Annotated in this window: 31 protein-coding genes; 12 read left to right on the forward strand and 19 right to left on the reverse strand. The window is 68.9% G+C overall.

Annotated features, from left to right (window positions below; translation table 11 throughout):
• Nucleotides 1-29: 29 nt before the first annotated feature.
• From ACWCO2_RS25865 to pdxA, 4 genes are all read right to left on the reverse strand, one after another.
• Nucleotides 30-623 (reverse strand): DUF1707 SHOCT-like domain-containing protein, encoded by a 594-nt coding sequence (locus ACWCO2_RS25865; RefSeq protein WP_450130358.1) that lies wholly within the window; start codon nucleotides 621-623, stop codon nucleotides 30-32.
• An 87-nt stretch (nucleotides 624-710) separates the two neighbouring features.
• Nucleotides 711-1,343 (reverse strand): maleylpyruvate isomerase N-terminal domain-containing protein, encoded by a 633-nt coding sequence (locus ACWCO2_RS25870; protein ID WP_450130359.1) that lies wholly within the window; start codon nucleotides 1,341-1,343, stop codon nucleotides 711-713.
• Between the two features lie 50 nt (nucleotides 1,344-1,393).
• The gene (locus ACWCO2_RS25875; RefSeq protein WP_450130360.1) at nucleotides 1,394-2,197 is read right to left on the reverse strand and encodes a DeoR/GlpR family DNA-binding transcription regulator; all 804 of its coding nucleotides are present in this window, start codon (nucleotides 2,195-2,197) and stop codon (nucleotides 1,394-1,396) included.
• 12 nt (nucleotides 2,198-2,209) lie between these two features.
• On the reverse strand, nucleotides 2,210-3,214 hold the full coding sequence (gene pdxA / locus ACWCO2_RS25880; RefSeq protein WP_450130361.1) for a 4-hydroxythreonine-4-phosphate dehydrogenase PdxA: 1,005 nt from the start codon (nucleotides 3,212-3,214) through the stop codon (nucleotides 2,210-2,212).
• A 406-nt stretch (nucleotides 3,215-3,620) separates the two neighbouring features.
• On the opposite strand from pdxA, the gene ACWCO2_RS25885 reads away from it, so the two are divergent.
• Entirely contained in the window at nucleotides 3,621-4,385 is a 765-nt protein-coding gene (locus ACWCO2_RS25885; RefSeq protein WP_450130362.1) for an HpcH/HpaI aldolase family protein, read from the forward strand.
• A gap of 54 nt (nucleotides 4,386-4,439) precedes the next feature.
• Complete coding sequence (locus ACWCO2_RS25890) at nucleotides 4,440-5,312, forward strand: NAD(P)-dependent oxidoreductase (RefSeq protein WP_450130363.1); 873 nt, start codon at nucleotides 4,440-4,442, stop codon at nucleotides 5,310-5,312.
• A 96-nt stretch (nucleotides 5,313-5,408) separates the two neighbouring features.
• On the opposite strand, the gene ACWCO2_RS25895 is transcribed toward ACWCO2_RS25890, so the two are convergent.
• A complete protein-coding gene (locus tag ACWCO2_RS25895) occupies nucleotides 5,409-6,143 on the reverse strand; it encodes a LysR family transcriptional regulator substrate-binding protein (RefSeq protein ID WP_450130364.1) in 735 nt (244 codons plus the stop codon).
• A gap of 61 nt (nucleotides 6,144-6,204) precedes the next feature.
• Between ACWCO2_RS25895 and ACWCO2_RS25900 the strand changes: the two genes are divergently transcribed.
• A complete protein-coding gene (locus ACWCO2_RS25900; RefSeq protein WP_450130365.1) occupies nucleotides 6,205-6,618 on the forward strand; it encodes a DUF5997 family protein in 414 nt (137 codons plus the stop codon).
• A 55-nt stretch (nucleotides 6,619-6,673) separates the two neighbouring features.
• Here the strand turns inward: ACWCO2_RS25900 and ACWCO2_RS25905 are convergent, their stop codons facing one another.
• Nucleotides 6,674-6,994: a nucleotide pyrophosphohydrolase gene (locus ACWCO2_RS25905; RefSeq protein WP_450130366.1), complete on the reverse strand. Its 321-nt coding sequence runs from the start codon at nucleotides 6,992-6,994 to the stop codon at nucleotides 6,674-6,676.
• 145 nt (nucleotides 6,995-7,139) lie between these two features.
• Nucleotides 7,140-7,796, reverse strand: a complete 657-nt coding sequence (gene lexA, locus ACWCO2_RS25910) for a transcriptional repressor LexA (RefSeq protein ID WP_450130367.1) — start codon at nucleotides 7,794-7,796, stop codon at nucleotides 7,140-7,142.
• A gap of 183 nt (nucleotides 7,797-7,979) precedes the next feature.
• Here lexA and ACWCO2_RS25915 point away from each other — a divergent pair, with 183 nt between their 5' ends.
• A complete protein-coding gene (locus ACWCO2_RS25915; RefSeq protein ID WP_450130368.1) occupies nucleotides 7,980-9,110 on the forward strand; it encodes a magnesium and cobalt transport protein CorA in 1,131 nt (376 codons plus the stop codon).
• A gap of 124 nt (nucleotides 9,111-9,234) precedes the next feature.
• Here the strand turns inward: ACWCO2_RS25915 and ACWCO2_RS25920 are convergent, their stop codons facing one another.
• Nucleotides 9,235-9,711 (reverse strand): hypothetical protein, encoded by a 477-nt coding sequence (locus ACWCO2_RS25920; protein ID WP_450130369.1) that lies wholly within the window; start codon nucleotides 9,709-9,711, stop codon nucleotides 9,235-9,237.
• A 281-nt stretch (nucleotides 9,712-9,992) separates the two neighbouring features.
• Entirely contained in the window at nucleotides 9,993-10,658 is a 666-nt protein-coding gene (locus tag ACWCO2_RS25925; RefSeq protein ID WP_450130370.1) for a TetR/AcrR family transcriptional regulator, read from the reverse strand.
• A 259-nt stretch (nucleotides 10,659-10,917) separates the two neighbouring features.
• Here ACWCO2_RS25925 and ACWCO2_RS25930 point away from each other — a divergent pair, with 259 nt between their 5' ends.
• Nucleotides 10,918-12,360 carry an MFS transporter gene (locus ACWCO2_RS25930; protein ID WP_450130388.1) on the forward strand — a complete coding sequence of 481 codons (1,443 nt, stop codon included), beginning with the start codon at nucleotides 10,918-10,920 and terminating at the stop codon, nucleotides 12,358-12,360.
• Nucleotides 12,357-13,562 (forward strand): cytochrome P450, encoded by a 1,206-nt coding sequence (locus ACWCO2_RS25935; RefSeq protein WP_450130371.1) that lies wholly within the window; start codon nucleotides 12,357-12,359, stop codon nucleotides 13,560-13,562. Before ACWCO2_RS25930 ends, ACWCO2_RS25935 begins: the two co-directional genes overlap by 4 nt.
• Nucleotides 13,563-13,566: 4 nt before the next feature.
• On the opposite strand, the gene ACWCO2_RS25940 is transcribed toward ACWCO2_RS25935, so the two are convergent.
• Entirely contained in the window at nucleotides 13,567-14,898 is a 1,332-nt protein-coding gene (locus ACWCO2_RS25940) for an aminotransferase class I/II-fold pyridoxal phosphate-dependent enzyme (RefSeq protein WP_450130372.1), read from the reverse strand.
• Between the two features lie 132 nt (nucleotides 14,899-15,030).
• Between ACWCO2_RS25940 and ACWCO2_RS25945 the strand changes: the two genes are divergently transcribed.
• The gene (locus ACWCO2_RS25945; protein WP_450130373.1) at nucleotides 15,031-16,191 is read left to right on the forward strand and encodes a PucR family transcriptional regulator; all 1,161 of its coding nucleotides are present in this window, start codon (nucleotides 15,031-15,033) and stop codon (nucleotides 16,189-16,191) included.
• 3 nt (nucleotides 16,192-16,194) lie between these two features.
• Here ACWCO2_RS25945 and ACWCO2_RS25950 read toward each other — a convergent pair whose 3' ends face one another.
• Both ACWCO2_RS25950 and ACWCO2_RS25955 read right to left on the reverse strand, forming a co-directional pair.
• Nucleotides 16,195-17,214, reverse strand: coding sequence for an SDR family NAD(P)-dependent oxidoreductase (locus tag ACWCO2_RS25950; RefSeq protein WP_450130374.1), 1,020 nt, complete (start codon nucleotides 17,212-17,214; stop codon nucleotides 16,195-16,197).
• A 46-nt stretch (nucleotides 17,215-17,260) separates the two neighbouring features.
• Nucleotides 17,261-17,794: a TetR/AcrR family transcriptional regulator gene (locus tag ACWCO2_RS25955; protein ID WP_450130375.1), complete on the reverse strand. Its 534-nt coding sequence runs from the start codon at nucleotides 17,792-17,794 to the stop codon at nucleotides 17,261-17,263.
• Nucleotides 17,795-17,913: 119 nt separating this feature from the next.
• Here ACWCO2_RS25955 and ACWCO2_RS25960 point away from each other — a divergent pair, with 119 nt between their 5' ends.
• The 3 genes from ACWCO2_RS25960 (at nucleotide 17,914) to ACWCO2_RS25970 (ending at nucleotide 20,356) form a co-directional block, all read left to right on the forward strand.
• Nucleotides 17,914-18,501, forward strand: a complete 588-nt coding sequence (locus tag ACWCO2_RS25960) for an inorganic diphosphatase (protein WP_450130376.1) — start codon at nucleotides 17,914-17,916, stop codon at nucleotides 18,499-18,501.
• An 11-nt stretch (nucleotides 18,502-18,512) separates the two neighbouring features.
• On the forward strand, nucleotides 18,513-18,947 hold the full coding sequence (locus ACWCO2_RS25965) for a VOC family protein (RefSeq protein WP_450130377.1): 435 nt from the start codon (nucleotides 18,513-18,515) through the stop codon (nucleotides 18,945-18,947).
• Between the two features lie 239 nt (nucleotides 18,948-19,186).
• Nucleotides 19,187-20,356, forward strand: coding sequence for a styrene monooxygenase/indole monooxygenase family protein (locus ACWCO2_RS25970; protein WP_450130378.1), 1,170 nt, complete (start codon nucleotides 19,187-19,189; stop codon nucleotides 20,354-20,356).
• 14 nt (nucleotides 20,357-20,370) lie between these two features.
• Here ACWCO2_RS25970 and ACWCO2_RS25975 read toward each other — a convergent pair whose 3' ends face one another.
• From ACWCO2_RS25975 to ACWCO2_RS25995, 5 genes are all read right to left on the reverse strand, one after another.
• Nucleotides 20,371-20,697, reverse strand: coding sequence for a hypothetical protein (locus ACWCO2_RS25975; protein WP_450130379.1), 327 nt, complete (start codon nucleotides 20,695-20,697; stop codon nucleotides 20,371-20,373).
• The gene (locus ACWCO2_RS25980; RefSeq protein ID WP_450130380.1) at nucleotides 20,694-20,909 is read right to left on the reverse strand and encodes a hypothetical protein; all 216 of its coding nucleotides are present in this window, start codon (nucleotides 20,907-20,909) and stop codon (nucleotides 20,694-20,696) included. Before ACWCO2_RS25980 ends, ACWCO2_RS25975 begins: the two co-directional genes overlap by 4 nt.
• Before the next feature lie 270 nt (nucleotides 20,910-21,179).
• The gene (locus ACWCO2_RS25985; protein WP_450130381.1) at nucleotides 21,180-22,406 is read right to left on the reverse strand and encodes a cytochrome P450; all 1,227 of its coding nucleotides are present in this window, start codon (nucleotides 22,404-22,406) and stop codon (nucleotides 21,180-21,182) included.
• Between the two features lie 17 nt (nucleotides 22,407-22,423).
• A complete protein-coding gene (locus ACWCO2_RS25990) occupies nucleotides 22,424-23,770 on the reverse strand; it encodes an NAD(P)/FAD-dependent oxidoreductase (RefSeq protein WP_450130382.1) in 1,347 nt (448 codons plus the stop codon).
• Entirely contained in the window at nucleotides 23,767-23,982 is a 216-nt protein-coding gene (locus ACWCO2_RS25995; protein ID WP_450130383.1) for a ferredoxin, read from the reverse strand. The genes ACWCO2_RS25990 and ACWCO2_RS25995 overlap by 4 nt, the downstream gene beginning before the upstream one ends.
• A gap of 213 nt (nucleotides 23,983-24,195) precedes the next feature.
• Here ACWCO2_RS25995 and ACWCO2_RS26000 point away from each other — a divergent pair, with 213 nt between their 5' ends.
• Complete coding sequence (locus tag ACWCO2_RS26000) at nucleotides 24,196-24,786, forward strand: GNAT family N-acetyltransferase (protein ID WP_450130384.1); 591 nt, start codon at nucleotides 24,196-24,198, stop codon at nucleotides 24,784-24,786.
• Between the two features lie 150 nt (nucleotides 24,787-24,936).
• Here ACWCO2_RS26000 and ACWCO2_RS26005 read toward each other — a convergent pair whose 3' ends face one another.
• Nucleotides 24,937-25,752, reverse strand: a complete 816-nt coding sequence (locus ACWCO2_RS26005; protein WP_450130385.1) for an isocitrate lyase/PEP mutase family protein — start codon at nucleotides 25,750-25,752, stop codon at nucleotides 24,937-24,939.
• Between the two features lie 78 nt (nucleotides 25,753-25,830).
• On the reverse strand, nucleotides 25,831-26,361 hold the full coding sequence (locus ACWCO2_RS26010; protein ID WP_450130386.1) for a hypothetical protein: 531 nt from the start codon (nucleotides 26,359-26,361) through the stop codon (nucleotides 25,831-25,833).
• Nucleotides 26,362-26,459: 98 nt separating this feature from the next.
• On the opposite strand from ACWCO2_RS26010, the gene ACWCO2_RS26015 reads away from it, so the two are divergent.
• Nucleotides 26,460-26,771, forward strand: a complete 312-nt coding sequence (locus ACWCO2_RS26015; protein ID WP_450130387.1) for an ArsR/SmtB family transcription factor — start codon at nucleotides 26,460-26,462, stop codon at nucleotides 26,769-26,771.
• The last annotated feature ends 32 nt before the right edge of the window (nucleotides 26,772-26,803 follow it).

Raw genomic sequence — 26,803 nt, forward strand, 5'->3', positions numbered from 1 at the left:
CGACGCGACCCGCACATCCGCGCACGAGGTCAGGAGAGACGGCGCAGCTTCCGGCGTTCCCAGGCGTTGGGGTGGCGGATGACCACGCCGGCGGCCCCGCCGGTCCCGCTGAGGCGGATCAGCGGCGTGCCGGGCTCCCGTTCGGGCGTGGTCTTGTCCTTCAGACCGCCGAGACCCGGGTCCACATCGGTGGTCTCCGCAGCCCAGCCCTCGGGGATGATGATGGTGACTCCGGCCATCTGGCCGTGCGCCTCCAGGTCGATCACCGACAACCGGCAGTTGGTCTGGGTGAAGTCGAGCGTCACCCCGCCCATCCCGCCGTGCGCGCTGATCTGCGCCGGCACCTGCCAACGCCCAGTCCTCGACGCGCCGTGCCACCCGCCCTTGAGGGACAGCGGCTCACCCGGATCCGCGGAGCGCGAGGACGGCAGATCGGCGGTGAGCGGCTCCAGCTCGGCGTAGGTCTTGGCCGCCAGCGCCTGGTCGACCCGCTCGGTCAGCTCGGCGAAATCGATGCGCCCCTCCGCAGCAGCCTCCTGCAGCCGCTGCACCACCGCGTCGCGGTCGGCGTTGGAAGCACGCATCTCGCTCGGGCGAGCTTTATCGGGCAGATCGGACGTCATGCGCCGATGATATACAACCCCGGATCCGAAAGCGGGCGCTTCGCGCAACTGGTCCCATAGCGCCGTTTTCGCGCGGCGCGGGCTTGATCAGATCGCTGCGATCGTGCCGGGCGCGCGTTCCGCGCGGCTCAGCGCGCGCAGCACCGCAGTCTGGCCGTGGCGACGGACGGCGAGGCCGGACAGCAACGCGAGCACGGGATCGACGACCGATGCCGGGAGTTCGGGCGTCTCGATGCCCACGCTCACGGCCAGGTCGTCGGAGTGCACCGAGATCTCCATCATCCGCGTGAGCAGGAAGTCGGTGAGGAGGACCGGCCTCGGCCCGAAGGAGACCACGCGGCCCTCCGGTTCGGTCGGCAGAGCAGTGCGCTGCTCGTCGATGGCCGCGGCCACCTCGTCGGCCAGCGGCTCGGCTCCGCGAGCCGCCGCGTCTTCGCCCTGCTTCCGGATGCGGACGTTGACGTCGGAGTCGGTACCGGTGCTGAAAGCCTCGGCCGCGGCGTAGAACTCAGCGAGGGACCACGGTCGTTCCGCCGTCGGTTCAGCGGCCAACAGCCGGGACACGTACAAGACCTGGCTGCCCAGATGTCCGGCCAAGCCGTGAACGCTGAACTCCGCCAACGCGCTGGGCCGATCCCACGCCGCGGAAACCGCCGGATCGCGGAGCAGTTCCACTGCCGCATCCGCCGCTTCGAGATAGGCCCGGCTCATCGCAGTCATCCCAGATCTCCCCACTCCACGTGATCTTCGACCGGACAACCATAGACGACTCAGCCGCGCGCACGCTCCGACACGTCATTGCCGGTTTCGTCGGCTAGGACCACTCGAATTCCCTTTGCCCGGAATGGTTCCAGATCTGCTTCGGTGGCCGTTGCGTCTGTGACGAGTGTCCACTTCGGAGGGAGTGGGGCCCAGGCGTGGAAGGGTCGGCGGCCGATCTTGGCCGCGTGGACGAGGACGTAGACGTGGTCGGTTCGGCGTGCCATCAGCTCTTTGAGGCGCGTCTGGCGGATGTCGGCCTCGCAGATGCCGTCTTCCGCTGTGACACCGTCGGCTCCCAGGAAGACCCGGTCGAAAGTGCGGCGTTCCAACGCCGCTTCGGCCAGCGGGCCGATGAAACCCTGGCTCTTCGGGCGGAGCACACCGCCGAGACACTCCACCGTCACCGAGTCGGACGTCGCCAGTTCCTGCAGGGCCGTCATGCCGGTCGTCACCACGGTCAGCTCCGGACCGTTGCGCAGTTCGTTGGCCAGCGCTCCGGTCGTCGAACCCGCGTCGAGCAGCACGGTTTCACCCACGCCGATCTGGCGTGCCGCCCAGCGGGCGATCGCTCGCTTCGCCTCGAACTCCTCGCCGACGCGCTGGCGCAGGCTCGCCTCGGGGTGGGCGACGATCGCCATCGCACCGCCGTAAGTGCGGGCCAGCGCGCCTGCTCGTTCGAGCTGGGCGAGGTCGCGCCGGATGGTCGACGCGGTGACTCCGAAGTGGGCGGACAACTCGTCCACACCGGTCAGACCGGTGGTGGTGGCCAGCTGGACGATGGCCTCCCGGCGGAGCTTGGAATCGCGGGGCACTCGACGTCCCTTTCAGCTGACGGAAACCGGCGCCAGGTCCGCGGCCTGTCGCAGCGCCTCGACCATGCTACCCACGTCGGCCGCGCCGGTTCCCGCGATGTCGAAAGCCGTGCCGTGGTCCACCGACGTGCGGATCACCGGCAGCCCGGCGGTGATGTTCACACCCGCCTCGATGCCCAGCACCTTGACCGGCGCGTGCCCCTGGTCGTGGTACATCGCGACGATCAGGTCGTAATCACCGCGGCTAGCGAGGAAGAACGCGGTGTCGGCGGGCAGCGGACCGCGCGCGTCGATGCCCTCGGCGCGCAGTTCTTCCAGCGCCGGAACGATCTTCTCCTCTTCTTCGCCCGCGCCGAAAAGCCCGTTCTCCCCCGCGTGCGGGTTGATTCCGCACACCCCGATGACCGGCGCGTCGACACCGGAGGCGCGGATCGCGTCGTAGCCGCGGCGGACCGTGCGCGCCACCAGACCGGGTTCGATCTTGGCGATCGCGTCGATCAGTCCGATGTGCGTGGTCACGTGGATGACCTTGACCTTCGGCGTGGACAGCATCATCGACACCTCCTCGGTGCCGGTGAGCGCGGCGAGGAGTTCGGTGTGCCCGGGGAAGTTGTGCCCCGCGGCGTGCAGTGCCTTCTTGTTGAGCGGGGCCGTGCAGATCGCCTGGACCTCGCCGGAGACCGCGAGTTCCGCGGCAACGCGCACGTACTGGTAGGCCGCTTCGCCGGCCGCCGCGCGCAGCTCTCCCCACGGCAGATCTTCCGGCAGCAGACCGAGATCGACGACGTCGATGCGCCCGGGTTCGAACCGCGCCTCGGCGACGGAGGCGACCGCGACCACCTCGACCGCCGCACCGCGCAGTCGGGCGGCTTCGCGCAGCCGGTGAGCGTCCCCGATGACCAGGGGTCGGCACAGCTCGTGCACGACCGCGCCGGCGAGCGCGCCGACCACGACCTCGGGGCCGATGCCGGCCCCGTCCCCCATGGTGACGGCTATCACGGGCAGGGACGCGTTCACTGGGCCTCCTGGAGATCGAGCTGACGGGCGAGGCACCGGGTGCGGTGGTTTCGATGCCGCGCAACCGAGCATCCTCGTTCTGCGCGAAACACGCAAGACAGATCGCCAGGATGGTCCGGTCCAACCGTTGGCTACCGCCAACTGGGAATCTGGCCCTACTGGGAATGCCGGTACAAGCGCTGAATCGCGCAACTCATCCACGCACACCGCGATGCGCAAATCACGCCATACTAGTTGCGCAAATCACGCAGTTGTGTCAGCGTCGCAGCAACAGGTGCTCACGGGAGTTCCGCTGCGGACCGCGCTACCGCGCCCGATGCGATCACGCGCGAAAAGCGCTGAACTCCAACGGAAGCGCACCCGCTCCACCGCCCGTGCTGAAACCGGAGAACAGGAGAGCATTCCCGTGAGCGCACACGATTTCGCCCGCCGGATCCGCAACCGCGAGCAGGCCATCGGCTACTGGGTCGCGCTCGACGCCCCAGTCGCCACCGAACGCCTCGCCCGACTCGGCTACGACTACGTGGTGGTCGACGCCCAGCACGGCATGCTCGGCTACACCGGCATCCGCAACGCGATTCTCGCCATCGACGCCGGTGCCACGTCCGCTCCCCTGGTCCGCGTCGGGCAGAACGACCCGTACACCATCGGCCGAGCACTCGACGCGGGCGCGAACGGAGTCATCGTGCCGCTGGTCGACACCGCCGAAGACGCGGCAGCGGCAGTGCGCGCGACGCGCTACCCGCCGGAGGGCCGCCGGTCCTTCGGACCGATGCGCAGCCAGCTGCGCGTGGGCCCCGACCCGGCCGAGGCGAACGAATCGGTGCTGGTCCTGGCGATGATCGAGACGCCGGAGGGGCTGGCGAACGTCACCGAGATCTGCGCGACGCCCGGCCTCGACGGCGTCTACATCGGGCCAGCGGACCTGCGCCTGGCCGTCGGCGGCGCGACGGCATCCGACCCGACCGTGGACGACGTGTTCGAGGAGGCGGTGGTGAAGATCGCCGTGGCCGCCGCGAACGCCGGGATCGCTGCGGGCTTCCACACCCCGACCGGCGAGGTCGCCAAGCGCCGGCTCGCGCAGGGCTTCACCTACGCCACCGTGTCCTGCGACCTCGTGCACCTAGAGGAAGCGGCGAAGGCCCATCTCTCGGCAGCACGGGAGGAATGACCTCGCACGTTTCCCGGTCCCCTGCTTTTCTGGCGAGGGACGAAGGGGGACGCCATGACCGAGGCGCGGACCGTCGGAGTGCTGGGAACAGGGATCATGGGCGCTGCGATGGCCCGCAACATCGCCCGCACCGGTCACACCGTGCACGCCTGGAACCGCACGCGGGCGAAAGCCGAGCCGCTGGCCGCAGACGGAGCGCACATCGCCGACACACCTGCCGAAGCGGTGCGCGAAGCCGACGTCATCGTCACGATGCTGCACGACGGCGCTGCCGCGCTGGAGGTGATGCGGCAGGCAGGCGCCCGCCCCGGCACGGCCTGGGTCCAGTCGACCACGTCCGGAATCGGCGACGTCGGCGAGATGGCGGCTTTGGCCCGCGAGCAGCAGTTGATCTTCTTCGACGCACCCGTCCTCGGCACCCGCCAGCCCGCCGAGGACGGCCAGCTCGTCGTCCTGGCCGCCGGGCCTCCCGAGGGCCGACCTGCGGTGACACCGGTATTCGACGCCGTGGGCTCCCGCACCATGTGGACCGGTGAGGACGGTGCAGCGGCGAGCGCCACGCGCCTCAAGCTCGTGGCCAACAGCTGGGTGCTCGCCGTCACCAACGCTGCTGGTGAAGCGCTCGCGCTGGCCAAGGGGCTGGGCGTGGATCCGCAGAGGTTCATCGACATCATCAGCGGCGGCGCGCTGGACATGGGCTACCTTCACGCGAAGGCCGCAGCGATCTTGGAGAACCGGCTGACCCCGCCCAACTTCGCCGTCACCACCGCCGCGAAGGACGCCGAGCTGATCGTCCAGGCCGGCCGGGAGCACGGCGTCCGGCTCGACGTCGCCGAAGCCGGAGCACAGCGCCTCAACCGCGCCGCTGAACAGGGGCACGGCGCCGAGGACATGGCCGCCGCCTACTTCGCCAGCTTCGACCGCTAGAGATGGCTCGTTTTGCGTGGCGGAACCTCAGCGCCCGCCTGTACTGCGGGTGCCCAACTTGATGTATGCCAACGTCGCGCCCAAGGAATCAAACGTCTAGCGGCGGCGGGGCTTTCCGCGCTTGCCACCTCGGGGGTTCCCCGCACCGCGCGGCTTCGGGCGACCGGTCGGCTTCTTGCTCTCGGTCGGTCGCTTGCGCTTCTCCTCCGGAGGTGTCTGCGGGCGACCGCGCGTGCTGTTGACCGTCCGGCCGCGGACGATCCCGATGAACTGCTCCATCAGGTCCGTCGTCTCCTCCTCCGGCCAGGACAGCGCGACGCGTGACTGCGGGGCGTCGGTCAACGGCCGGTACACGAGGTCCTTGCGGTGGTGCAGGCGGGCCAGCGACTGCGGCACCACGAGCAGCCCCACCCCGGCCGCCACCAGCTCGATCGCGTCACCGGTCGTGGCCGGGCGCTCGATCGCGGGTTGGCCGGGCGGGTGCTCCCAGCCGAGGGTGTCGTCGAGCGGGTGCAGCACGAGCTCGTCGGCCAGGTCCTCGCTGGTCACCTCGTCGACGGCGGAGACCACGTGGTCCTTCGGGACGACCACCACGGTCGTCTCGGTGTAGAGCGGGATCGCGTGCAAACCCGTGCGGTCGGTCGGGAACCGGAGCAGGACCATGTCGGCCTCGCCGTCCCGCACCAGGTCAGCGGCATCGGCTGCGGGCACCTGGACGAGGTCCAGCGGCACGTCGGGCATCCGCTCCGCCCACTTGCGCACCCACTTGCCGGGCGTCACGCCCGGCGCGTACGCGAGCGTGAACGAGGGCTGCTCGTCCGAACCAGTCACGCGCCACAGGTTACCGGGCGTCACCGCAGGTGGTGCGGGTGCGGGTCGATACCCTAGGGGCATGACATCGCGCAAGACCTCCCAAACGATGAAGCCCGCGACCGCGGCGAAGAAGCTGGACGTGTACCTCGGAGCCTGCCCCGCGGAGTTCCAGGAGGGTGTCGTCTCGCGCGATGAGCTCAATGCTCTTCAGGCCGACCCGCCGGAGTGGCTGCGCGAGCTGCGCCGCAACGGCCCGCACCCGCGCCAGGTCGTCGCGGCGCGACTGCGCATCTCCATCGGCGGCCTGACCCGCAACGGCATCACCGACCCGCTCACCACCGAGCAGATCAACGCGCTGAAGGAAGAGGACCCGGAGTGGCTCCAGCAGGAGCGCGCCACTCTGCTCGGGGCCAAGCGGGAAGCCGCGCGCGTCCGGGACAAGGCCGAGCAGCGCAAGGAGAAGGCCGAGCAGCGCAGCCAGTCGCGCGACTGATCACCCGAGGCTGGTCCACAGTGGATCGGTCTGGTCCCCTGACCGCCGAGAACGCTCAGACGGTCGGGGGAAATCGCGTTTCGTTGCGGTCGATCTTGGCGTTGGCCGCTTCGACGAGGTCGATGCCGCAGACGTCGGTCAGCCTGATGAGGTAGAGCAGGACGTCGGCGGCTTCATCGGCCAGCCTCTCCTTGAGCCCGCCTTCCGCCAAACCCGCTGCGGCGCCGTCGTCATCGACCCACTGCAGCTCCGCGACGAGCTCACCGGCCTCCCCGCTGAGCGCCATCGCCAGGTTCTTCGGCGTGTGGTACTGCTCCCAGTCCCGCGCCGCCGCGAAATCCCGCAACCTGTCGCGAAGCCCCTCAACGCTGTCCATGCCCACACCGTAACTTCCGCAAGCTCCAGCGCCGCGTCCGCGCGATGCGGTGTCAGTTTTGCCCTAAAACCGACACCCCACCCGACCGCGTGGTCTCGTCGGGAAAGTGGGCAGTATTAGGCAAAACCGCCTCGCGCGAATGCGTTCAGACGCTGCGGAGGACGGAGACCACGACGCCGAGGACGACTGCGTTGTCGCCGTCGATCACTTCGTAGGCCGGGTTCCGGGGTTCCAGGAGGACGTGGCCGTTGCGGCGGCGGTAGACCTTCACCGTCGCTTCCTCGTCGATCATCGCCGCCACGATCTGGCCGGAGTGGGCTTCGTGCTGTTGGCGGACCACGACGATGTCGCCGTCGCAGATCGCCGCGTCGATCATCGAGTCGCCGCGCACCCGCAGGCCGAACACGTTGCCGCGGCCGGTGAGTTCCCGGGGCAGGCTCATCACGTCGCCGAGGTGCTCGTCCGCGATGATCGGGGCGCCGGCCGCGATGTCACCGACCACGGGCACCGGCACCGACGTCTCTCCCCCGCTCGCCGCCGTCGGCTGCAGGAACGCCCGCACGTCCATCGGACGGGACACCGTGGCGCTGCGACGCAGGAAACCCTTCTCCTCCAAGGCGTTCAGGTGCTTCGACACCGAGGAGGACGAGCGCAGTCCCACGGCTTCGCCGATCTGGCGGGTGCTCGGCGAGTACCCGTACCTGTTCACCCAATCCTGGATCGTGGCCAGGATCCGCTGCTGGCGCAGCGGCAGGCTCGAGGCGTCCATATGCTCGAAGGCGTCGAAGTCGTAGGCGGCCACCCCCGAATGGTAGAGGTCAACACCGCCACCCGGAGCACTGCCCCGGCGGGCAGCTGACGCGGAAACGCGCTCCGACCTGCCGTGTCCGGGAGAGCGGAGCCGACCCGACGCTGGGTAGGCTCACCACGATCGTGGACGGCGAGGTCTTCGACCTTCGCCTGCTCCCGCACCCAGGAGGTTCTAGTGCCCGAATGGCGTCCCCGGTCCCTGCGCAAGCCGCGGCGAATCGTCGAGCCCCAAGCGCCCGAGCACTCGATGGACCCGCGTCCGGACGACGACCGGCCGCTGGCCGACCGGCCGCTGATCGACACCGCGATCTACCACGACGGTGTCCGCGTCTCGACCCCGTCGAGCCTGGCCGAGACCTACCGGCAGCTGCGCAGCGAGCCCGGCACGATGGCCTGGATCGGGCTGTACCGGCCGGCCGAGGCGGAGCTGCTGGCCGCGGCCGAGGAGTTCGACCTGCACAAGCTCGCCGTCGAGGACGCGATCGTCGCGCACCAGCGGCCCAAGATCGAGCGCTACGGCGACACGCTGTTCGTGGTGCTGCGCGCCGCGACCTACGTGGACGAGACCGAGGAGGTCAGCTTCGGCGAGCTGCACCTGTTCATCGGCACGAACTTCGTGCTCGCCGTCCGCCACGGCCAGTCCCCCGACATGTCGGCGGTGCGCAGGCGCATGGAGGACGACCCCGACCTGCTGCGCCGCGGACCCGAGGCGGTGATGTACGCGGTGCTGGACAACGTCGTCGACGGCTACGCGCCGGTGATCGCCGGGCTGCAGAACGACATCGACGAGATCGAGACCGAGGTATTCCGGGCTGAACCGCACGCGTCGCGGCGCATCTACGAGCTGTCCCGCGAGGTCATCGAGTTCCAGCGGGCGACGCAGCCGCTGCTGAACATCCTGCGCAGCCTGGAAGCCGGGTTCGACAAGTACGGCATCGACCAGGAGCTGCAGCGCTACCTGCGCGACGTCGCCGACCACGCGACCACGGTCGGCGAGCGGGTGGACGGTTTCCGGCAGCTGCTGGACAAGATCCTCACCGTCAACGCCACGCTGGTCACCCAGGCCCAGAACGAAGAGATGCAGAAGATGACAGAGGCGAGCCTGGCGCAGAACGAGGAGATCAAGCGCATCTCGTCGTGGGCGGCGATCTTGTTCGCCCCCACCCTGATCGGCACGGTCTACGGCATGAACTTCGACATCATGCCCGAACTCCACTGGAGCCTCGGCTACCCGTTCGCGGTGGTCCTGATGCTCGCGGTCTGCCTCAGCCTCTACGCCATCTTCAAACGCAAGAACTGGCTGTAAACAGGCCCGACATGCCTGCGAGCGCAGCATTTCCGCTGGTGACGACGAGTGCTTCTGGGTGCCCGGGTGAAAGCGATGCAGGTGTGCCGGTGAACACCTGGACTGTGGTTTTGATCCTGGTTGATCACGGTGAACGCACGACACCGCCCCAGGCTCGAGCGATGTCGTCCTCCACCCGCCGCCAAGAGGCCAACAAGCCCGGCAGCGCGGTTTCATGTCCTTCGAGGTCGTGATCCTTCAACAGGCGGTACGAGGCCTTGGCGAGTCCGGAGAACACTTCAACTCGCCGCCCGTGGAGGCGGAACACGTAGTCGGTTCCGACGAATGGAAGGCCGCCCAGCTTGATCCCCGTATCGCACCACATGCCAGCACTGACCCGGGAGTGCTCCGATCCCATCCGCTGTTTCTGCCGACCGGTCAGCAATTCGCGTGCCGAACCGCGGTCGCCGGCGAACGCCAGCAGAGCCGCCGCGGTAGTCCTGGCCAGAACCTGGGAGAACCACTCCCAATGATCCTCCGGAACGCAGAACCCGGTTCGGCTGGTCTGCTGCCCGTCCGGGTCGGTGAAATTCACGTCCAACGGCAGGTGCAGGTCGTTCACTGCACCATTCAATCTCGGCGCAGAACCTCCCGGGACTTCGAGCACGCCACAGCCGTCCGAACCGAGGACGCGCACCTCGATGCCATAACAGCGGTTTCCCGTTCTCAATTCGCTCGCGGTCAATCCGCTTGGCTCGCTGTTGAACTTTCCCAACCAGTGACGTCACGTCCGCCTATTCGACACTTCCCGTCGGCCTGCAATTCATCACTGCATCTTCGTGCCGACACCGGTAACGAACTCCGATGGCTGAAGCGGGTACCAGCGGGCAGGCAATCGCGACGTCAGCGACCTGTGGAACCGGTGATGGGGGCCATCCACAGGCCCACGATGCCGTCGATCAGGCCGTTCGCCGCGTCCTCCCACGACGCTCGCGGGGTCGATTCTCCTTCGGCCAGCGCGCGTTCGCGCTCCGCGATCATGTGGACCATCAGCTGGCGCACCATGTCGCGGCGCTCCAGGCGCACTTCCAGCGGCAGGTCGGGCAGGCAGGCGCTGAGCCCGTCGGTCGCTCGCAGCAGCGAGGGCGAGTTGAGCGACTCCGACACCACGATCTCGCGGTAGGCAGGGTCGGTCATGGCTTGCGCGCCGAAGCGGCCGAACCAGGTCGGCGTGCCGAGGTCGGCGAGGTGGCGGGTGGACGGGCAGACCATGCAGGCCACCCAGTCGCGCACGTCCGCCGATTCGCCGACCGCCGCGACCATCTCGCTGCGCAGCTCCTCGATCGGTCCGCTGTGCTTGCGCATGATCGCGCGGACCAGGTCGGCCTTCGACCCGAAGTGGTAGCCGACCGCGGTGTTATTGCCCTGCCCGGCCGCCTCGCTGACCTGGCGGTTGGACACCGCGGCCACCCCGTGCTCGGCGAAGAGCCGCTCCGCGGCCGAGAGGATCAGCTCCCGCGTCGCCGCGGCCCGCGTCGAGCCCGCCGTTCGCCCCACCTTGATCACCACCGCACTGGAACCTCGCGCAGCCCGCCGACTGCGAGCCTCTCCGACTGGCGCGGCTCCACGACCGGTTCCGGGAGCCCGCTCCAGTGTGGCCTGCAGTTCGATGCGCCCCGACGCCCACCCCGGGCACGCGCACCTCGGACGTGACTCCGGTCAAACGCCAGCTGCTATCGTCAGTCAATCAACTGACTTAACTCGGATGAGTGCGCTGGTCCGACCACAGAGCTGCCCGACCGCGCAGACGATGGGAGTCCTTCCGCACATGACCTGCGCCTCCCGCACACCGCCCGCGGCGGCCCGCACACCGCAGGTGCGGTCCAGCACTGTCGTCCCGGTGCTGGCGTTCAGCGGCATCGTCGTCTCGCTCACGCAGACGCTGATGATCCCGCTGGTGCCGAAGCTGCCCGAGCTCCTGAACGCGCGGGCAGCGGACGCCGCGTGGGCGATCACCGCCACGCTGCTGGCCGCGGCCGTCGCCACGCCCACCATCGGCCGGCTCGGCGACATGTACGGCAAGCGGCGCATGCTGCTGTTCAGCCTCGGGATGCTCGTGCTGGGCTCGGCCGTCTGCGCGCTTTCCGACGGGCTCGGCCCGATGGTGGCCGGGCGGGTGCTGCAGGGCTTGTCCTCCGGCGTAATCCCGCTGGGCATCAGCATCATGCGCGACGAGCTGCCGCCGGAACGGCTCGGTGGCGCGACCGCGCTGATGAGCGCCTCCCTCGGCGTCGGCGGCGCGCTGGGGCTTCCCGCAGCCGCGTTCATCGCCGAAAACGCTGACTGGCACACCTTGTTCTGGGTAGCGGCCGGCCTCGGCGCCGTCGCAGCCGTGCTCGTGACCTCGCTCGTGCCGGAATCGCGGGTCCGCACCGGCGGACGGTTCGACCTGCCAGGCGCGGTGGGTCTGTCGGTCGCGTTGCTGTGCCTGCTGCTGGTGATCTCCAAGGGCGCCGACTGGGGCTGGACCGGTGGCTTGACCACCGGCCTGCTCATCACCGGACTGGTGGTGCTGGCGGCGTGGGGCAGGTGGGAGCTGCGCACGCCGCAACCGCTGGTAGACCTGCGCACCACCGCGCGCCGACAGGTGCTGCTCACCAACGTCGCCTCCGTGGTGTTCGGGTTCGCGATGTTCGCGACGTCCCTGGTCATCCCACAGCTGCTGCAACTGCCCGAAGCCACCGGTTACGGGCTCGGCCAGTCGATCCTCGCCGCGGGCCTGGTGATGGCGCCGAACGGGCTGATCATGATGGCGATGGCGCCGGTGTCGGCGCGGATCTCGCGGACCAGGGGCCCGAAGGTCACGCTGATGATCGGCGCGCTGGTGGTCGCCGTCGGATACGGATCGAGCCTGGTGATGATGTCGAGCATCTGGCAGCTCATGATCGCCTCCAGCATCATCGGCGCCGGGGTCGGACTGGCCTACGGCGCGATGCCCGCGCTGGTCATGGCCGCCGTTCCGGTGTCCGAGACCGCAGCGGCCAACAGCCTGAACACCCTGATGCGTTCCATCGGCACGTCGCTGTCCAGCTCGGTCGCGGGCGTCGTGCTCGCGCACATGACGATCGAGCTGGGCGGTGCTGCACTGCCTTCGCTCAACGGATTCCGCGTCGTGCTGGGCATCGGTGCGGTCGCTTCGCTCTTCGCGCTGCTGATCGCAGCTTTCCTGCCGGGCCAGTCCACCAACCGAACCGACCAGGAGCTCGCATGAACGAATCGCAGTCCACCACCGCCGAACAGCACGGCGCCCTCCGCGTCGGGTTCGGCCCGGCGCCCGCCGCGGCGGCGCTGCGCGAGCAGCCCGGGATCACCCGGGTGCCGACCCCGTTCGGCCCGTCGGCGTGGTTGCTCACCCGGCACGCCGACGTGCGGCGGATGCTCGGCGACGCGGACGCCTTCCACAACGGCTGGGGGCCCGAAGACCTCGACGGATTGACGCTGGACCCGCGCCAGCTGTCCGGCGACCGCAGCGGGAACCTGCTCTCGCTGGACCCGCCGGACCACACCAGGTTGCGCCGGATGCTGACACCGGAGTTCACCGTGCGGCGCATGCGCCGGCTCGAACCGCGCATCGTCGAGATCGTCGACGAGCACCTCGACGCGATGGCGCGCCACGGCGCACCCGCCGACCTGGTCGCCGATTTCGCGCTGCCGATCCCGTCGCTGGTCATCTGCGAGCTGCTCGGGGTTCCCGCCGACGACCAGGCCGAGTTCCAGGAGCGCACCAACCGCCAGCTCGACACCACGCTGCCCCAAGACGAGAAGGTCGAGCTCGCCCGGCAATCGCTGGCCTACATGAACGAACTCGTCGCGCGGGCCCGCCGCGACCCCGGCGAAGACCTGATCGGCATGCTGATCCGCGACCACGACGACCAGCTCACCAACGCCGAGCTGGTCGGCATCGCCAACCTGCTGCTCGTCGCGGGCCACGAGACGACCTCGAACATGCTCGGCCTGGGCACTCTCGCGCTGCTGCGCCACCCGGACCAGCTGGCGCTCGTGCGCGACGACCCGGAAAGCGTGCCCAAGGCCGTCGAGGAGTTGCTGCGCTGGCTCAGCGTCGTCAACGGAGGCTCGCCGCGCATGGCAACCCGCGACATCGAGTTCGAGGGCAGCACCATCCGCCGCGGTGACCTCGTGATGTTCAACCTCCCCGCGGCGAACCGGGATCCAGCGCTGATCGACGAGCCGGACCAGCTCGACATCACCCGCCAGACGACCCCGCACCTCGGCTTCGGCCACGGCATCCACCACTGCCTCGGTGCACCGCTGGCCCGCATGGAGATGCGCATCGCCTTCCCCGCCCTGCTGCGGAAGTTCCCGAACCTCCACCTGGCCATCCCGGACGAGCAGGTCCCCTTCGCCACCCACCAAGCCATCTACGGCCTCGAAAAACTCCCCGTCACCTGGTGAGCGATCAGGCGGGCTGATCGGCCGTGTAGTGGACGCCGGTGAACTGCTTGCGCCAAGCGGTGACGTCCGGAGCCACCTGCTCCGGGTCGGCGTTCAGACCTCGGTCGATCAGCGCGGCCAGGTCCGCCATGTCCGCAGGCTTCGCACCCAACCGGACCAGCTCCGGTGTGCCCAGGCGGAGCCCGTTGACGTCACCGTCGACGGGCTCCTCCGGCAGACCGATGCCGCAGGTGAGGATGTTGGCTCGACGCAAGCGCTTTGCCGCGTGCTGGCCCCCGCCCCACTGCTGCGCCAGCAGGGCGAACTGGTGCGAGCGGGTGGGTCCGTGCGCGCCGGCGAAGACCGGGAGCCCAGCCCCGGTCAGCTCTTCGGCCAGCTGTGCCGCGGTGTCCACCATCGCCGCAGCGTAGGCCCGGCCCGCGACCTTCCAGTCGAGCATCGTCACCGCCAGCGCCGCGACCTTGGCCACATCGAAATTCGCCGTCAGACCGGGAAAAGCGATCGAGTCGAGGCGTTCGGCGAGATCCGCGTCGTTGGTGACGACAGCTCCGCCGGGCGGTCCGCCGAGGCTCTTGTAGGTGCTGAACGTCATCAGGTGCGCGCCCTCGTCGAGCGGCTGCTGCCAGGCCCGTCCGGCGATCAGCCCGCACAGGTGGGCGGCGTCGAAGAGCACCTTCGCCCCGACCTCGTCGGCGATCTCGCGGATCGCGCCGACCGGGTGATCGTGGATGTTCAGACTGCTGCCGATCGTGATGAGCTTGGGGCGGACTTCGCGCGCCAGGGCCCGCAATCCGCCGACGTCGACGGTGTACCCATCGGCCGAGACCGGCGCCGGCACCGTGTTCAGCCGGTACTGCCCCGCCGAACCGCCCGCGTGGTGGGTGACGTGCCCACCGATGACCGGCGGCGGGGCGATGATGGTGTCGCCCGGTTCGCAGGTGGCCAGGAAGGCGTAGAGGTTGGCGATCGCCCCGGAGGCCACCCGCACCTCGGCGTAGCGCGCGCCGAAGACCTCGGCGACGAGTTCGGCCGCGATGACCTCGATCTGCTCGATCGCTTCCAGGCCCATCTCGTACTTGTCGCCCGGATACCCCAGGGAGGGCCGCGAACCGAGGTTCGCCGAGAGCATCGCCTCGGCGCGCGGGCTCATGATGTTGGTCGCCGGGTTCAGGTTGACGCACTCGACGTCGTGGATCCGGCGGTTCTCCGCCACGAGACCGTCCAACTCGGCGAGCAGGGCGTTCGGAGTCGCGTTCGCCGCGTCGGCAGCGATGGTCTGGACGCGCTTCTCGGATTCCTCAGGAACCCAGGGGCGGTGCACGAGCGATGCGGCCATGACGGGCGCTCCTCTCCGGTCATCGGTTGCGGAGCAATCTAGGCAGCGGGGCGCGCTCGTCGCACCGGCAGAACGCACGGAATTCGCCTCGCTGTCTCCTACAATCGTCGGAAATCCGCGCTGGGAGGGCACGTGGTCGTCGACCGGGTACAGCAGGAGCTCGACGCGCTGGCCGTTCGACTCGGCCGGAGCCTGACCATCGACGGCACCGGCGGCGAACTCATCGCCTACAGCGCCCCGCGCGGCGACGCCGACGAAGCGCGGATCTCGGCCATCCTGGCGCGCCACGTGTCGCCGGAGGTCCGCGACTGGCAGGACCGGCACCTCACCGACGAGGTGGCCGGACCGATCGAGATCCCGGCCAACGCAGCGCTCGGCATGTCGTCCCGGGTCTGCATTCCCTTGCGCCGCAACGACGATCTCCTTGGACACCTCTGGATGCTGGCCGAGGATCTCGCGGACTCAGATCTGGCCGCTTTGCAGCACGGCGCGACCGCGCTGGCCGACTTGCTCGACATCGCCGCCCGCACCCGACCCGGATCCGCTCGCCAGGACGCCGACGCGCTGGTGCGGCGGCTGTTCGACGGCGGCGACGCGTCCGAGCTCGCGACGGCCGTGCCCGACATCGTCGACGGCACCATCCAGGTCATAGTCGCCATCGCGGCCCATCCCCGCGACGGTGGTGCGCGACCGTTCAGGCCCTCCGAGCTCCGGGCGTTGACCGGCGCGATGACCCCGGTGCTGCGGGCCTCCCCCGGTTACGTCGGCTCGTACGTCTCGATGTCGCACGCACTCGTGCTGGTCCGCCAACCGGACCTCCTCGACGAGATCGACCAGGTCGTTTCCCGTTGCCTGGCCACCGGAAGCGAACTCGCCCTCGGGATCAGCGAACCTCTTCCGTTCGGGCGGAGTTCAGCCGAAACGGCACGAGACCAGGCCGTCGCCGCAGCCGAGCTCGCCAGTCTCGACCCGGCGCTGAACAGGCACGCCACCTGGTCCTCGCTGGGCGCTTACCGCGCCCTCATCGACGCCGAACCCGATCTCGCGCTCTCCTCCATCGACAGCGCAGGCACCTCAGCACCGATGCTGCTCGAAACGCTGGAGACCTTCCTCGATCTGGGCGGCGATGTCCAGGCCACCGCCGCCCGGCTCAACCTGCACCGCAGCAGCCTCTACTACCGACTCGACCGGATCAGCAAGCTGCTCGGCGCGGAGTTGTCCAACGGCCTCGTCCGCCTCGAACTGCACCTGGCCCTCAAACAACGCCGCGCCAACCGCCGCACGCTGCGGTGAGCGCTACTGGACCGACCAGGCGTTGTCGGAGGGGAGGATCGCTCCGGAGACGTTCACGCCGTCTTCGCTGAGCAGGAAGGTGATGGAGGCCGCGAGGTGTTCGGCGGCGGCGATCGGCGGGATCAGGGCCAGAACGTCGCGGAGGCGTCCGCCGCCGAACTCCGACGTGGTGCCGGCGCTGGCGATTCCCGTGGCCACGCCGCCGGGTGCGACCGCGTTGACCCGGATTCCCTGCGGGCCGTACATGAACGCCGTGCTGCGCGTGATGCCGACGACGGCGTGCTTGGATGCGGTGTAGGCGACTCCTGCGGCGGATCCGCGCAGCGCGGCCTCGGAGGCCACGTTGACGATCGAGCCCCGGTTGGCCGCCAGCATCACCGGGACGACCGCGCGGGTCAGCCGGAACAAGCCGTCGACGTTGAGCGCGAAGACCCGCTGCCAGACGTCGTCGGTGACCTCGTGGATCGGCGAGAAGTCGTCGCTGATGCCTGCCACGTTGGCCAGGCCGTCGATGCGCGGCCCGGCGGCGTCGAGGATCCGCTGGATGTGGTCGGCGTCGGTCAGATCCGCGACGACGGTGATGATTTCGGAGTCCGGCAACTCCGAGGTCAGGGCCTCCAGCCGTTCGGCGGAGATGTCCACCGCGACGACCCGACCGCCTTCCCGCGCGATCCGGGAGGCGGTGGCCCGGCCGATGCCGGAGGCGGCGCCGGTGACGACCACGGTCTTGCCGTCGAACCGGCCCGGCGTGATGCGCTCCCGCCAGGCGGTGTCGTCGGTGGACGGGTCGGGCATCGTGCCGCCATTAGCACGCAGTACCAGGTCATCGACCACGTCCTGCGACAACGAGCCCTGGCTCATGTCGGCCAGCTGCTGCAGCGGCAGCTGGCGCACCGGTGCGAGTGCCTGCTCGTCCAAACCGGCCTGCGCCAGCAGGTCTCGCAGCAGCGCCGCGCCCTCCGGGTGCGCGAGCCAGTCACCGACCGGGCTGTTCGCGGTCAGCGGCTTGGATTCCGGTGCCATGTCCCTCTCCTAGACGAGGCGGTACTTCTTTCGTCCACATAGGACGTCAACCGATGTGCCCGAGGGCGTTGAAGCAGGTCTCGACGATGCGCGGTCGCCACGAGGTCTTGTCGCCCCGGTAGTTGGCGGCCAGGCTCAGCACCGCCAGAGCGCTCAGCGCGCCCGTCACGCGGATCAGCCGTTCCGCATCGGACGGGGCGATCGCGAACAGCTCGGACAGCAGTTCGTCCTGGTTGTGCGCCTCCGGCGTGGTGACCGGGCGGAACAGCAGCGCCACCAGGCCCGGCCGGTCCAGCGCGGTGTCGGTCAGCAGCTCCAGCACGCGCCGGTCCCGCGCCGACCCCAGCGGCAGCGATGCGACCTGGTCGAACACCTGCCTGCACCGCACCGCGGCGAACTCCTGCGCCGCCGCGTGGAGCGCTTCCTTGCTCGGGTAGTGGTGCAGCAACCCCGCCTTGGACAGCCCGACGGCGTCCGCCAGCGCCTTCAGCGACGTCTGCTCGAAGCCGTGCTGGGCGAACAACGCAGCCGCGCGATCGAGGATCTCCTCGTCCACGTGCTGCCGCAACGCTCGTGCCATGCCCTGACGGTACCCGACCGATTCGGTCGGTGAACCGAGCGGATCGGTCGGCGGGTGTCCTGGCTCGGGCTGCGCGACACTGGGTGTGGCACCAGATCCGGCGGTGAGGGGAGAGCACCGTGGAACTGGAGATGGTTGTCGAGATCCCGCGCGGATCTCGCAACAAGTACGAGATGGACCACCAGCTCGGGCGGATCCGACTGGATCGCACCCTGTTCACCGCGACCCAGTTCCCGGCCGACTACGGCTACTTCCCCGGCACCCTCGCCGAGGACGGCGATCCGCTCGACGCGCTGGTACAGGTGGTCGCCGCGACCTTCCCCGGCTGCGCCATCCGCGTCCGGCCGGTCGCGGTGTTCTGGATGCACGACGAGCACGGCCCGGACGCCAAGATCCTGTGCGTGCAAGCCGACGACCCGCGGGCCGACCACGTCCGGGACCTGACGGACGTCCCGCTGCACGACCGCGAGGAGATCAGCCACTTCTTCGCCACCTACAGGGACTTGGAGCCCCGCAAGCGCGGCGAGATCTGGGGCTGGCAGAGACGGGCCGAAGCCGAAGCGGTCATCGAAGGCTCGTTCACCCGCGCCAACACCGCTCACGACCCGGCAGGCGCACCGGCACCGCGCATCTGCCACAGGCAGTGGCAGCCCCAGCGCGGCCGCCGCCGAATGCACATGTCCCGCACTGACCGCCCGAATACCTAGAGTGCTGCGGCATGGAACAACGGATCAGTCTCATCACTCTCGGCGTCGATGACCTCCAGCGCGCACGCGCGTTCTACGAAGCGCTGGGCTGGCAGGGCCAAGAAATCGAGGAGACCGCCTTCTACCAGACCGGCGGCAGCGCATTCGTCTTGTGGAGCAGGGAGAAGCTCGCCGCGGACTGCGGACTGCCGGACGCACACCGCAACGGTTTCAGCGGCATCACCCTCGCCCACAACACCCGGAGCGAGGACGAGGTCGACGACATCATGGCCGCAGCCTCCGAGGCCGGCGCGACCGTCACCAAGCCCGCCGCCAGGACCTTCTACGGCGGCTACGCGGGCATCTTCCTGGACCCCGACGGCCACCTCTGGGAGATCGCCTACAACCCGGGCTTCCCCCTCGCCGAAGACGGATCCCTCACCGTCCCCGACTTCGACAAAGCCTGACGCACTGCCTCCAGTGCTTCCGTACTCCCCGACACGCCCGCACGAATCCGGTGCGCGTCACTCGAACGGCTGCCAACCCGAGAACGATCGCCTACGTCCCTACAGGTGGGAAGTGGAAAACCACCTCAGAACCCGGCGATCCACGACGGCGGGCCGGGACGTGGAGCACGGACGACGGGGCACCCCGCCAGTACCCGAGCTGGCCCGTCGCCACGTGCCGCAGGCACGGAGGAGGCACCATGACCAGGAGTGTTGCGATCGTCGGCGGTGGCGTTGCCGGGCTGCTGACCGGACACCTGCTGCAGCGCAGCGGACATCGGGTGACGCTGCTGTCCGGGCAGCGGCCGACTGATCTCCGCGGTGGCCGGATCATGTCCACGCAGTGCGTGTTCGGCGCCAGGCTGCGCCCCGAGCGCAGCGCCGGGCTGGCGCTGTGGGACGACGAAGCACCGGCGATCACGAAGGGCCGCCTGTCGCTGTGGCTGGACGGCCACTGCGTCCTGGACTGGTTCGCCGATCTGATCGGCGGACCGGCGCAGTCAGTGGATCACCGCCTGAAACTGGCTGCCTGGCTGGAAAAGCTCGACAACGTGGCTTACCGGACCGTCGGCGAGAACGAGCTCGACGACCTGGCCGCCGACCACGACCTGGTGCTCGTGGCAACAGACCGCGGAGGGGGACTCTTCCCGCGAAACGCGGACCTGTCCCCGCACACCGAGCCGCAGCGCCAGATCGCGGCGGTCTACCTCCACATCCCGCATCCCGCCAGCGACACCACGACGATCCGCTGGTCCGTGGTCCCGGGCGCCGGCGAACTGCTCGTGCTCCCCGCGCTGACCTTCACCGGCACCTGCTACGCGCTGCTCGTCGAGGCGTTGCCAGGCGGGCCGTGGGACACCTGGCGGGACCATCCAGACCCCGCCGAACTCTGGCGGCGAATCCGCGAACTGCTGCGCGACATCCCGCGCGAGCACGACGAACTCGCTGGTACGACGCTCACCGATGAGCGCGCAGCGCTGGCCGGAGCCATCACCCCCACCGTTCGGCACCCCGTCGCGGTGCTGCCATCCGGGCGCGCGGTGCTGGGCTTGGGCGACGCGGTCGTGGTCAACGACCCGCTGACCGCACCGGGAGTGAACTCCGCGGTGACCGCTGCGGCCATGCACGCCGAAGCCATCAACGCGCACACCGGCCCGTTCGACGCCGACTGGATGCAGCGAACCCACGACGCGTGGTGGCACGCGCCGGGCGGCGGCCGCGACACCACCACGGTCGCCAACACGCTGCTGAACCCACCACCGCACCTGCTCGATGTCCTGCAAGCCGCGGCAACCGACCCGTCACTGCAACGAAAATTCAGCCGCGTGCTGGAAACCACCGAAGACGCGGACTGGTTGCTGGGTGGTTGAAGCGCGGTTCTCGGCTACTGCGCCGCCTGCCAGTTCCGCTTCAAGCGACGTTCCCACATCGCCACAGCGACGATGAGGATGCTCCCGATCGCGCCTGCCAACACGAACGCCCACGACGAGACAGGGCGCGGCGCCCCCAGCACATTGGTCATCAGCCCGGCTTGGAACAGGAACAACCCCAACCACCTGAGCCCGACCAAGCTCCTCGGAGCCGCTGCCAGGTGAGCTGGCACGCCGAAACGCGCGAGCTCCGACCGCGCCGCGCTCAACCAGCCGAAGACGTTCACCGCCAGGTACACGCAACCGAGCGCGATCTCCAACCACGGGGAAAACGGCATCACGAGCCCGCCCCGTTCTTACGTCGAACCAGCCTCTCCCCCATCTCGAACGCGAAGAGGACCAAGAGGAAGTAGCCGACCGAAAAGGCCAACGCCGGAACCCACTCGGTAACGGTGTCCCCCGGCGGACGACCGAAGACGAAGTGATCCGCGAACGGAAACATCACGCCAGCCGTGACCACGTACGGCAGGAAGAGCTTCTTGTTCTTCAGCACTGCGATCACCCACCTTCGCGACGCGAACGAAGTGGATGATCATAACCACGAATCAGACATACTTCTCAAGCGATCTTCCCGGCTGTCCTCGTGATCGCCCTCAACCACGTTCCGCGCCTCGAGACGGTATCTCGTGAGTGCGAAAACCGGCTGGAACCGGTTTTCGCACTCACGAGCACCAACCTGCCCTGCACGGACGATGAAGCAACTATCCAGCCAGTCCGCTCTGGACATGACGCGGTAGAACACCACGCGGAAGAGATCCGCGCATCAAGCAGCCCTGGTGATCTCGCTGCGGATGTTCAGGTGCCGGGGCCCGCGCAGGACCGGGCTGGGCCGGTACGGCGGCGGGTCCTGCACCAGCTCGGGATTGCCCAGTCTGCGGGCGAGTTCGGTCAGCGCGACCTGGGTTTCCAGGCGCGCCAGCGGCGCTCCGAAGCAGGCGTGCACACCGAAGCCGAAACCGAGGTGCTGGTTGTCCTCGCGGGTCGGGTCGAAGCGGTCCGGATCGGTGAAGCGCTTCGGATCCCGGTTGCCTGACGCCAGCATCAGCCACACCGGCGCACCCTTCGGGATCACCCTGCCCGCAACCTCCAGATCGATCAACGTGGTGCGCTGCGGCAGCAAATGCACTGGCGGCTCGTAACGCAGCAGCTCCTCCACCAACGTCGGCACGATCGACGGATCGTCGCGCAGCCGCTGCAGTTCGTCCGGCTGGCGCAGCAGGGTGAGCATGCCGTTGGCGATCAGGTTGACCGTCGTCTCGTGCCCGGCGATCAGCAGCAGCACCGCGTTCGTGATCAGCTCCACCAGCGACATCCGCCCTTCCGGCCCCTCGTCGGTGACCCATGCGGAGAGCATGTCGTTGCCGGGGTGACGGCGGTGCTGCTCGATCAGTTCGGCCAGGTACTGCCCGAGTTCGAAGCGACTGTGCTGCGCCGCGCGCCGATCCTCCACCGGCAGCGCCGGATTCAGCCCGGCGATCACACCGTCGACCATCACGCGGAACCGTGGCTCGTCCTCCCTCGGCACGCCCAGGAGCTGGCAGATCACCGCCACCGGCAGCGGATAGGCGAAGTCGTCGACCACGTCGAACTGCTCGCTGCCCACGAGCCCGTCGAGCAGGTCGGTGACGATCGCGGTGAGCTCGCCGCGCATGTCGTGGATGCGGCGCGGGCTGTGCGGCGGCCCGAACGGCCTCATCGCCAGGCGGCGCAGTCGGTCGTGCTCGGGCGGGTCGAGACGGATGAAGCTGGGCGGCAGCGTCGCCTCGTCCTCCTCGGCGAACAGCGTGTTCGCGCCCGGCGCGAGGTTGCGGGCGTCGGAGCTGATCCGCGGGTCCTGGAGCAGGTCGCGGATCTCCCAGTAGGTGGTGACCAGGTGGACGCCGCTCTCGTCGCGCACCACCGGTGTCCGGCGGAGTTCGGCGTAGATCGGGTACGGGTCAGGGCGCGCGGCCGGATCGGCGACCCGCTGCACCGGGCTGGTTGAAGTCATGCGACGGCTCCTGTCGATCAAGCGCGGGACGGGGTGAACACGACCCGCTTGTCGCTGGGCGAGTGGCCGGTCAGGGTGACGGTGGGCCCGTGACTGGGCAGCGCCGGATCTGGGAACCGCGCCGGAACCGGTCGCACACCCCGTCCGCCAGGTAGCTCGGGTGGGAACGTGGCAGCGCGCTCGATCAGCCTGCGATAGCCGCCCATCCACTTCCCGTGGTCGAAGCCGACCGCGGCGATCACCCGCCCCTGGTAGCCGTAGGCAGCGGCGAAGCTGTGGTCGGCGATTGAACCCTGCGTCACCACGATCTCCTCGCCCATCGACGGCGCCCCGACGGACTTGATGTTCACCCCGAACTGCGACGACCAGAACGACGGCGTCCACAGGTGCGGCAGGCGTCGGGATTCGGGGCTGATCATGTTGTGCGCAGCGATCTCGGCCTGCGCCACGGCGTTGCCCCAATGCTCCAGCGAGAGGAACTGGTAGCCGAACAGCGGATGCGGTGTGCGCGCGACGTCTCCCGCGGCGAACACGTCGTCGGTGACGATGCCGTGCACGTCGAAAGCCCGGCACCCGGCATCGCAGGCGACGCCGCGAGGTCCCGCCGCCAGCCCCGAGCCGTCCAACCAAGCGGTGTTGCGCACCGCGCCGAGCGCCACGACGGCGACTTCGACGTCCAGCACGGAACCATCGGACAGGTGCGCGCGCTTGAGCCGTCCGGCCGGATCGCCCTCCAGCGACGTCACCATGACACCGCAGCGCAGGTCGACCCCGTGCTCGCGCTGCAGTCGCGCGGCGACGTCACCGACGACCCCGCCGAGGGCTCCCACCAGCGGTGTTTCGCCGCGCTCGGCGACGGTGACGGCGAAACCCCTTTCCCTGCACGCCGAAGCGATCTCCGAACCGGTGAACCCGGCGCCGATGATCAGCATTCGCTTCGGCCTGCGCGTCAGCAGACGATCTAGGTGGGTGGTGTCGTCTCTGGTGCGCAGCACGCACACGCCGTCCAGAGCGGCTTCGGATTCATTGGGCCACGGTCGCGAACACACTCCGGTGGCGATCAGCAGCTTGTCGTACTCGACTTCCGAACCGTCGGCCAACTGCACTCGCTTGCGAGCCCGGTCCAGTCCGGCCGCGGCGACGCCGATCCGCCACTGGGCGTCTATCTCGCGTTGGCGAGGCAGCGCGGTGTCCTCCGGTAACACCTTCCCCAGCAGGACCTGCTTGGACAGCGGCGGCCGGTCGTAGGGCTCGTACGGCTCGTCGCCGATCAGGGTGAGCGAACCGTCGAATCCCTCCTCGCGCAGGTGTTCAGCCGCGCGCAGTCCAGCCAGTGACGCACCGACGATGACGATGCCGGTCATCGCCGCTCGCCCCGCTTGGCGTCGATGCGGTCCACGAGGATCGCCTGGACCGGGCAGGCGGCTGCCGCCCGCAACACGTCATCGCGCCGAGCCTCGTCGACGTTCGGCTGGTAGAGCAGCGCTTCCTCACCGTGCAACTGGAACACGTCCGGAGCAAGGAAAGCGCACTGCGCATACGCCTGGCACCGGTTGAGATCAACGTTGATCCTCATGACCTCGCCCCCTCGAAGTCGGGCGTCCTCCCCCATGCTCGCCGACCCCGGAAACCACCGCATGACCACCGCTTCCTTCACGTTGCAGAGCGGGGAATCTCCCACATGCCATAGTCTTCGACGGTTAAGTTCCATCCAGACACAGTGGACAGTGGAGAATCACCACCTGGAAATCAGCGTGCACTCGACAGTTGGTCGCGACAAGATCCGGTCATGGTTCAGCAGCTGGCGGTACCGCATTTGACCTCGGATGGGCTCCTACTCCGCCCCTGGAAACTCGACGATCTCCCACTCGTCCGGGAAGCCTCAGAAGACGACTACATCCCACTGATCACAACAATCCCTCCGACCTGCTCAGACGAGGCCGGCACGGCGTTCGTGCACCGCCAGTGGGACAGAGCCACCACAGGAACCGGCTACCCGTTCGTCATCACACGACGTGCAGACGAACAACCACTCGGATCAATCGGCCTCTGGGTGAACGACCTTCCCGAGGGCCGAGCATCCCTCGGATACTGGCTGGTCAAATCAGCCCGAGGACAAGGCGTCGCAGCATCAGCCCTTCGCATGGTCGTGCGTTGGGCCATCGACGACCTCCGAATCCCCCGCCTCCAGCTCAACGTCGAACCATGGAACACGGCGTCGATACGCACTGCCGAACGAGTCGGCTTCCGCCGAGAAGGCCTGCTCGGAAGCTGGCAACAGGTAGGCCCGAAACGGCAAGACATGCTCATGTACTCACTGCTCCGCGAAGACCCACTCCACGCCACCTCCGCCGAAACCCGTGGAATCGGTTTCCATTGAAATCGCGGAACCGAGCACCTGCGGACCGCGACGTTCCCAGGAGTCGACGCCGAACGCGGCCGGTGCTGTACGCGCGGAGGGGCTGGTGCGCAGGCTTCACAGCGCGCACCAGCCCCTTCTTCACAATCTCGGAAGTCAGACGCCGCGCCGTCACTTCGGGAACAGTCCGTTCAGCGTGCCGTAGTCCAATACGCCGTCCAACGACGCGTAGGTGCCCTCGCCCAGCAGTTCCAGGGTCGCCTTGCGGGCCGCGGTGTAGGCGGCCTGAGCCACCCCGGTACCGACGCTGATCCGCTTCACCCCGGCCTTGACCAGCTCGGCGACCGCGGGGCCGCCTGGAAGAGCCATCGCGTTCACTGGCAGCGGGCCTGCCGCGAGTTCAGCCAGGGCGTCCAGGTCGAGCAGCCCGGGCACGAAGATGCTGTCCGCCCCGGCCTCCGCGTACGCCGCCGTGCGGGCCTGCACGTCCGCGAGTCGGCCGCTCTCCTCGCCGATTCCGAACAGGTACACGTCCGTGCGCGCGTTGATCACCAGCTCCGGCAGCCCCGCTGCCACCGATGCCGCCCGAGCCTCGGCTATCCGGGCCGCCTGCTCCTCGACGGAGCGCAGGGTGCCGTCCGCCTTGGAGTCCTCCAGGTTGATCCCCACGACTCCGGCACCGATCAGGCCCGTCACCGTCGCGGTGATGTCGCCGTAGCCGCCTTCAGCGTCGAACGTGACCGGCACGTCCACCGCCGCAGCGATCCGCGCCGCAGCCGACACCATCTCTTCGCGCGTGGCCCCCTGGCCGTCCGAACGCCCCACCGACCAGGCAACACCACCACTGGTCGTTGCGATCACCGGGGCGCCCGCAGCCGCGATGACTGCCGCGCTGCCGGCGTCCCAGGCGTTGGGCAGCACCAACGTGTCCGCGCCCAACTCCCGCAGCCGCAGGGCCCTCTCCGTCACCTTCGCGTCGACCGTCATGCTTCTCCTCGTCCTCGGCTCGTAGCAATGGGCATCAGTTCCGCGCCGAGCGCTGGCCGACGCTGATCGGTGTTCGCCTCAACGCGCTTCTGACTCGTTCGAAGTCGTGCTGACCCAACGACCGCGCACCACCCAGGTTCCGCCGTCCGTCGTCGCACCGCGCAATCCGTCAAGGACGTACCCATCGGCGAGCGCAGGCAACCTGGAGTCCTGCAAAGCGGCGAAGGCGACCGTCCGGGACGGCTCCCACTCCGTGCTGTGCCGCAAACGCCGAGCCAGCTGCGCGAAGCCGAGCGGAGCAGCGGCCACCACCCATGCGTCAGGAGCATCGGCGGTCATCCGCCGGGCCGGTCGCAACCAGGACGCGGCCTCCTCAGGCCAGTCCACTGTGGCCAGAACAGTCCCGCCAACTTGCGACCAGGCAGCCACGAACGCCTCCGCCGCAGCTCGGGATGCCTCATCGCGACTACGCCCGATCACGACTGCCCGAGCCTGCGCCAGCAGATCCACCACAGCAGCGAGCTCAGCATCGGTGTGCGGCGCCGGCTCGGAGAACTCACCGACCCACGCCAGCTCACCTGCCCCGATCAGCGGCGACCTCTCACTCACACCCCGAACCTGCCACGCACCACCGACAATCGCTGGCAGCATTCAGCCCTCGATCTCCCGCCCTGGCGCTTGTTTTCCCCAGTTGGCATACTTCGGAAGTGTCGGTTTTCGGAGCACTCGCGCAGCCGATCCGGCGGCAGATCCTGGACCTGCTGCTGGAACGCCCCCGCCTGGCCGGCGAGGTCGCCGAGCAGCTCAGCCTCCCCCAGCCCGCCGCGTCCAAGCACCTGCGCGTGTTGCGCGAAACCGGGCTCGTGCAGGTGCGCGTAGATGCCCAACGCCGCTGGTACGAGCTGCGCCCCGAGGCGCTCAGCGAGCTCGACGAATGGCTGGCGCCGTACCGCACGCTGTGGTCGGAACGGCTCGACGCGCTCGAACGACACCTCGACGCCAGCAACGACGGGTCGTGAGTGCGTAGCAGTGTTCGAACACTGCTACGCAC

The organism is Saccharopolyspora sp. NPDC002376 (genome assembly GCF_053593195.1).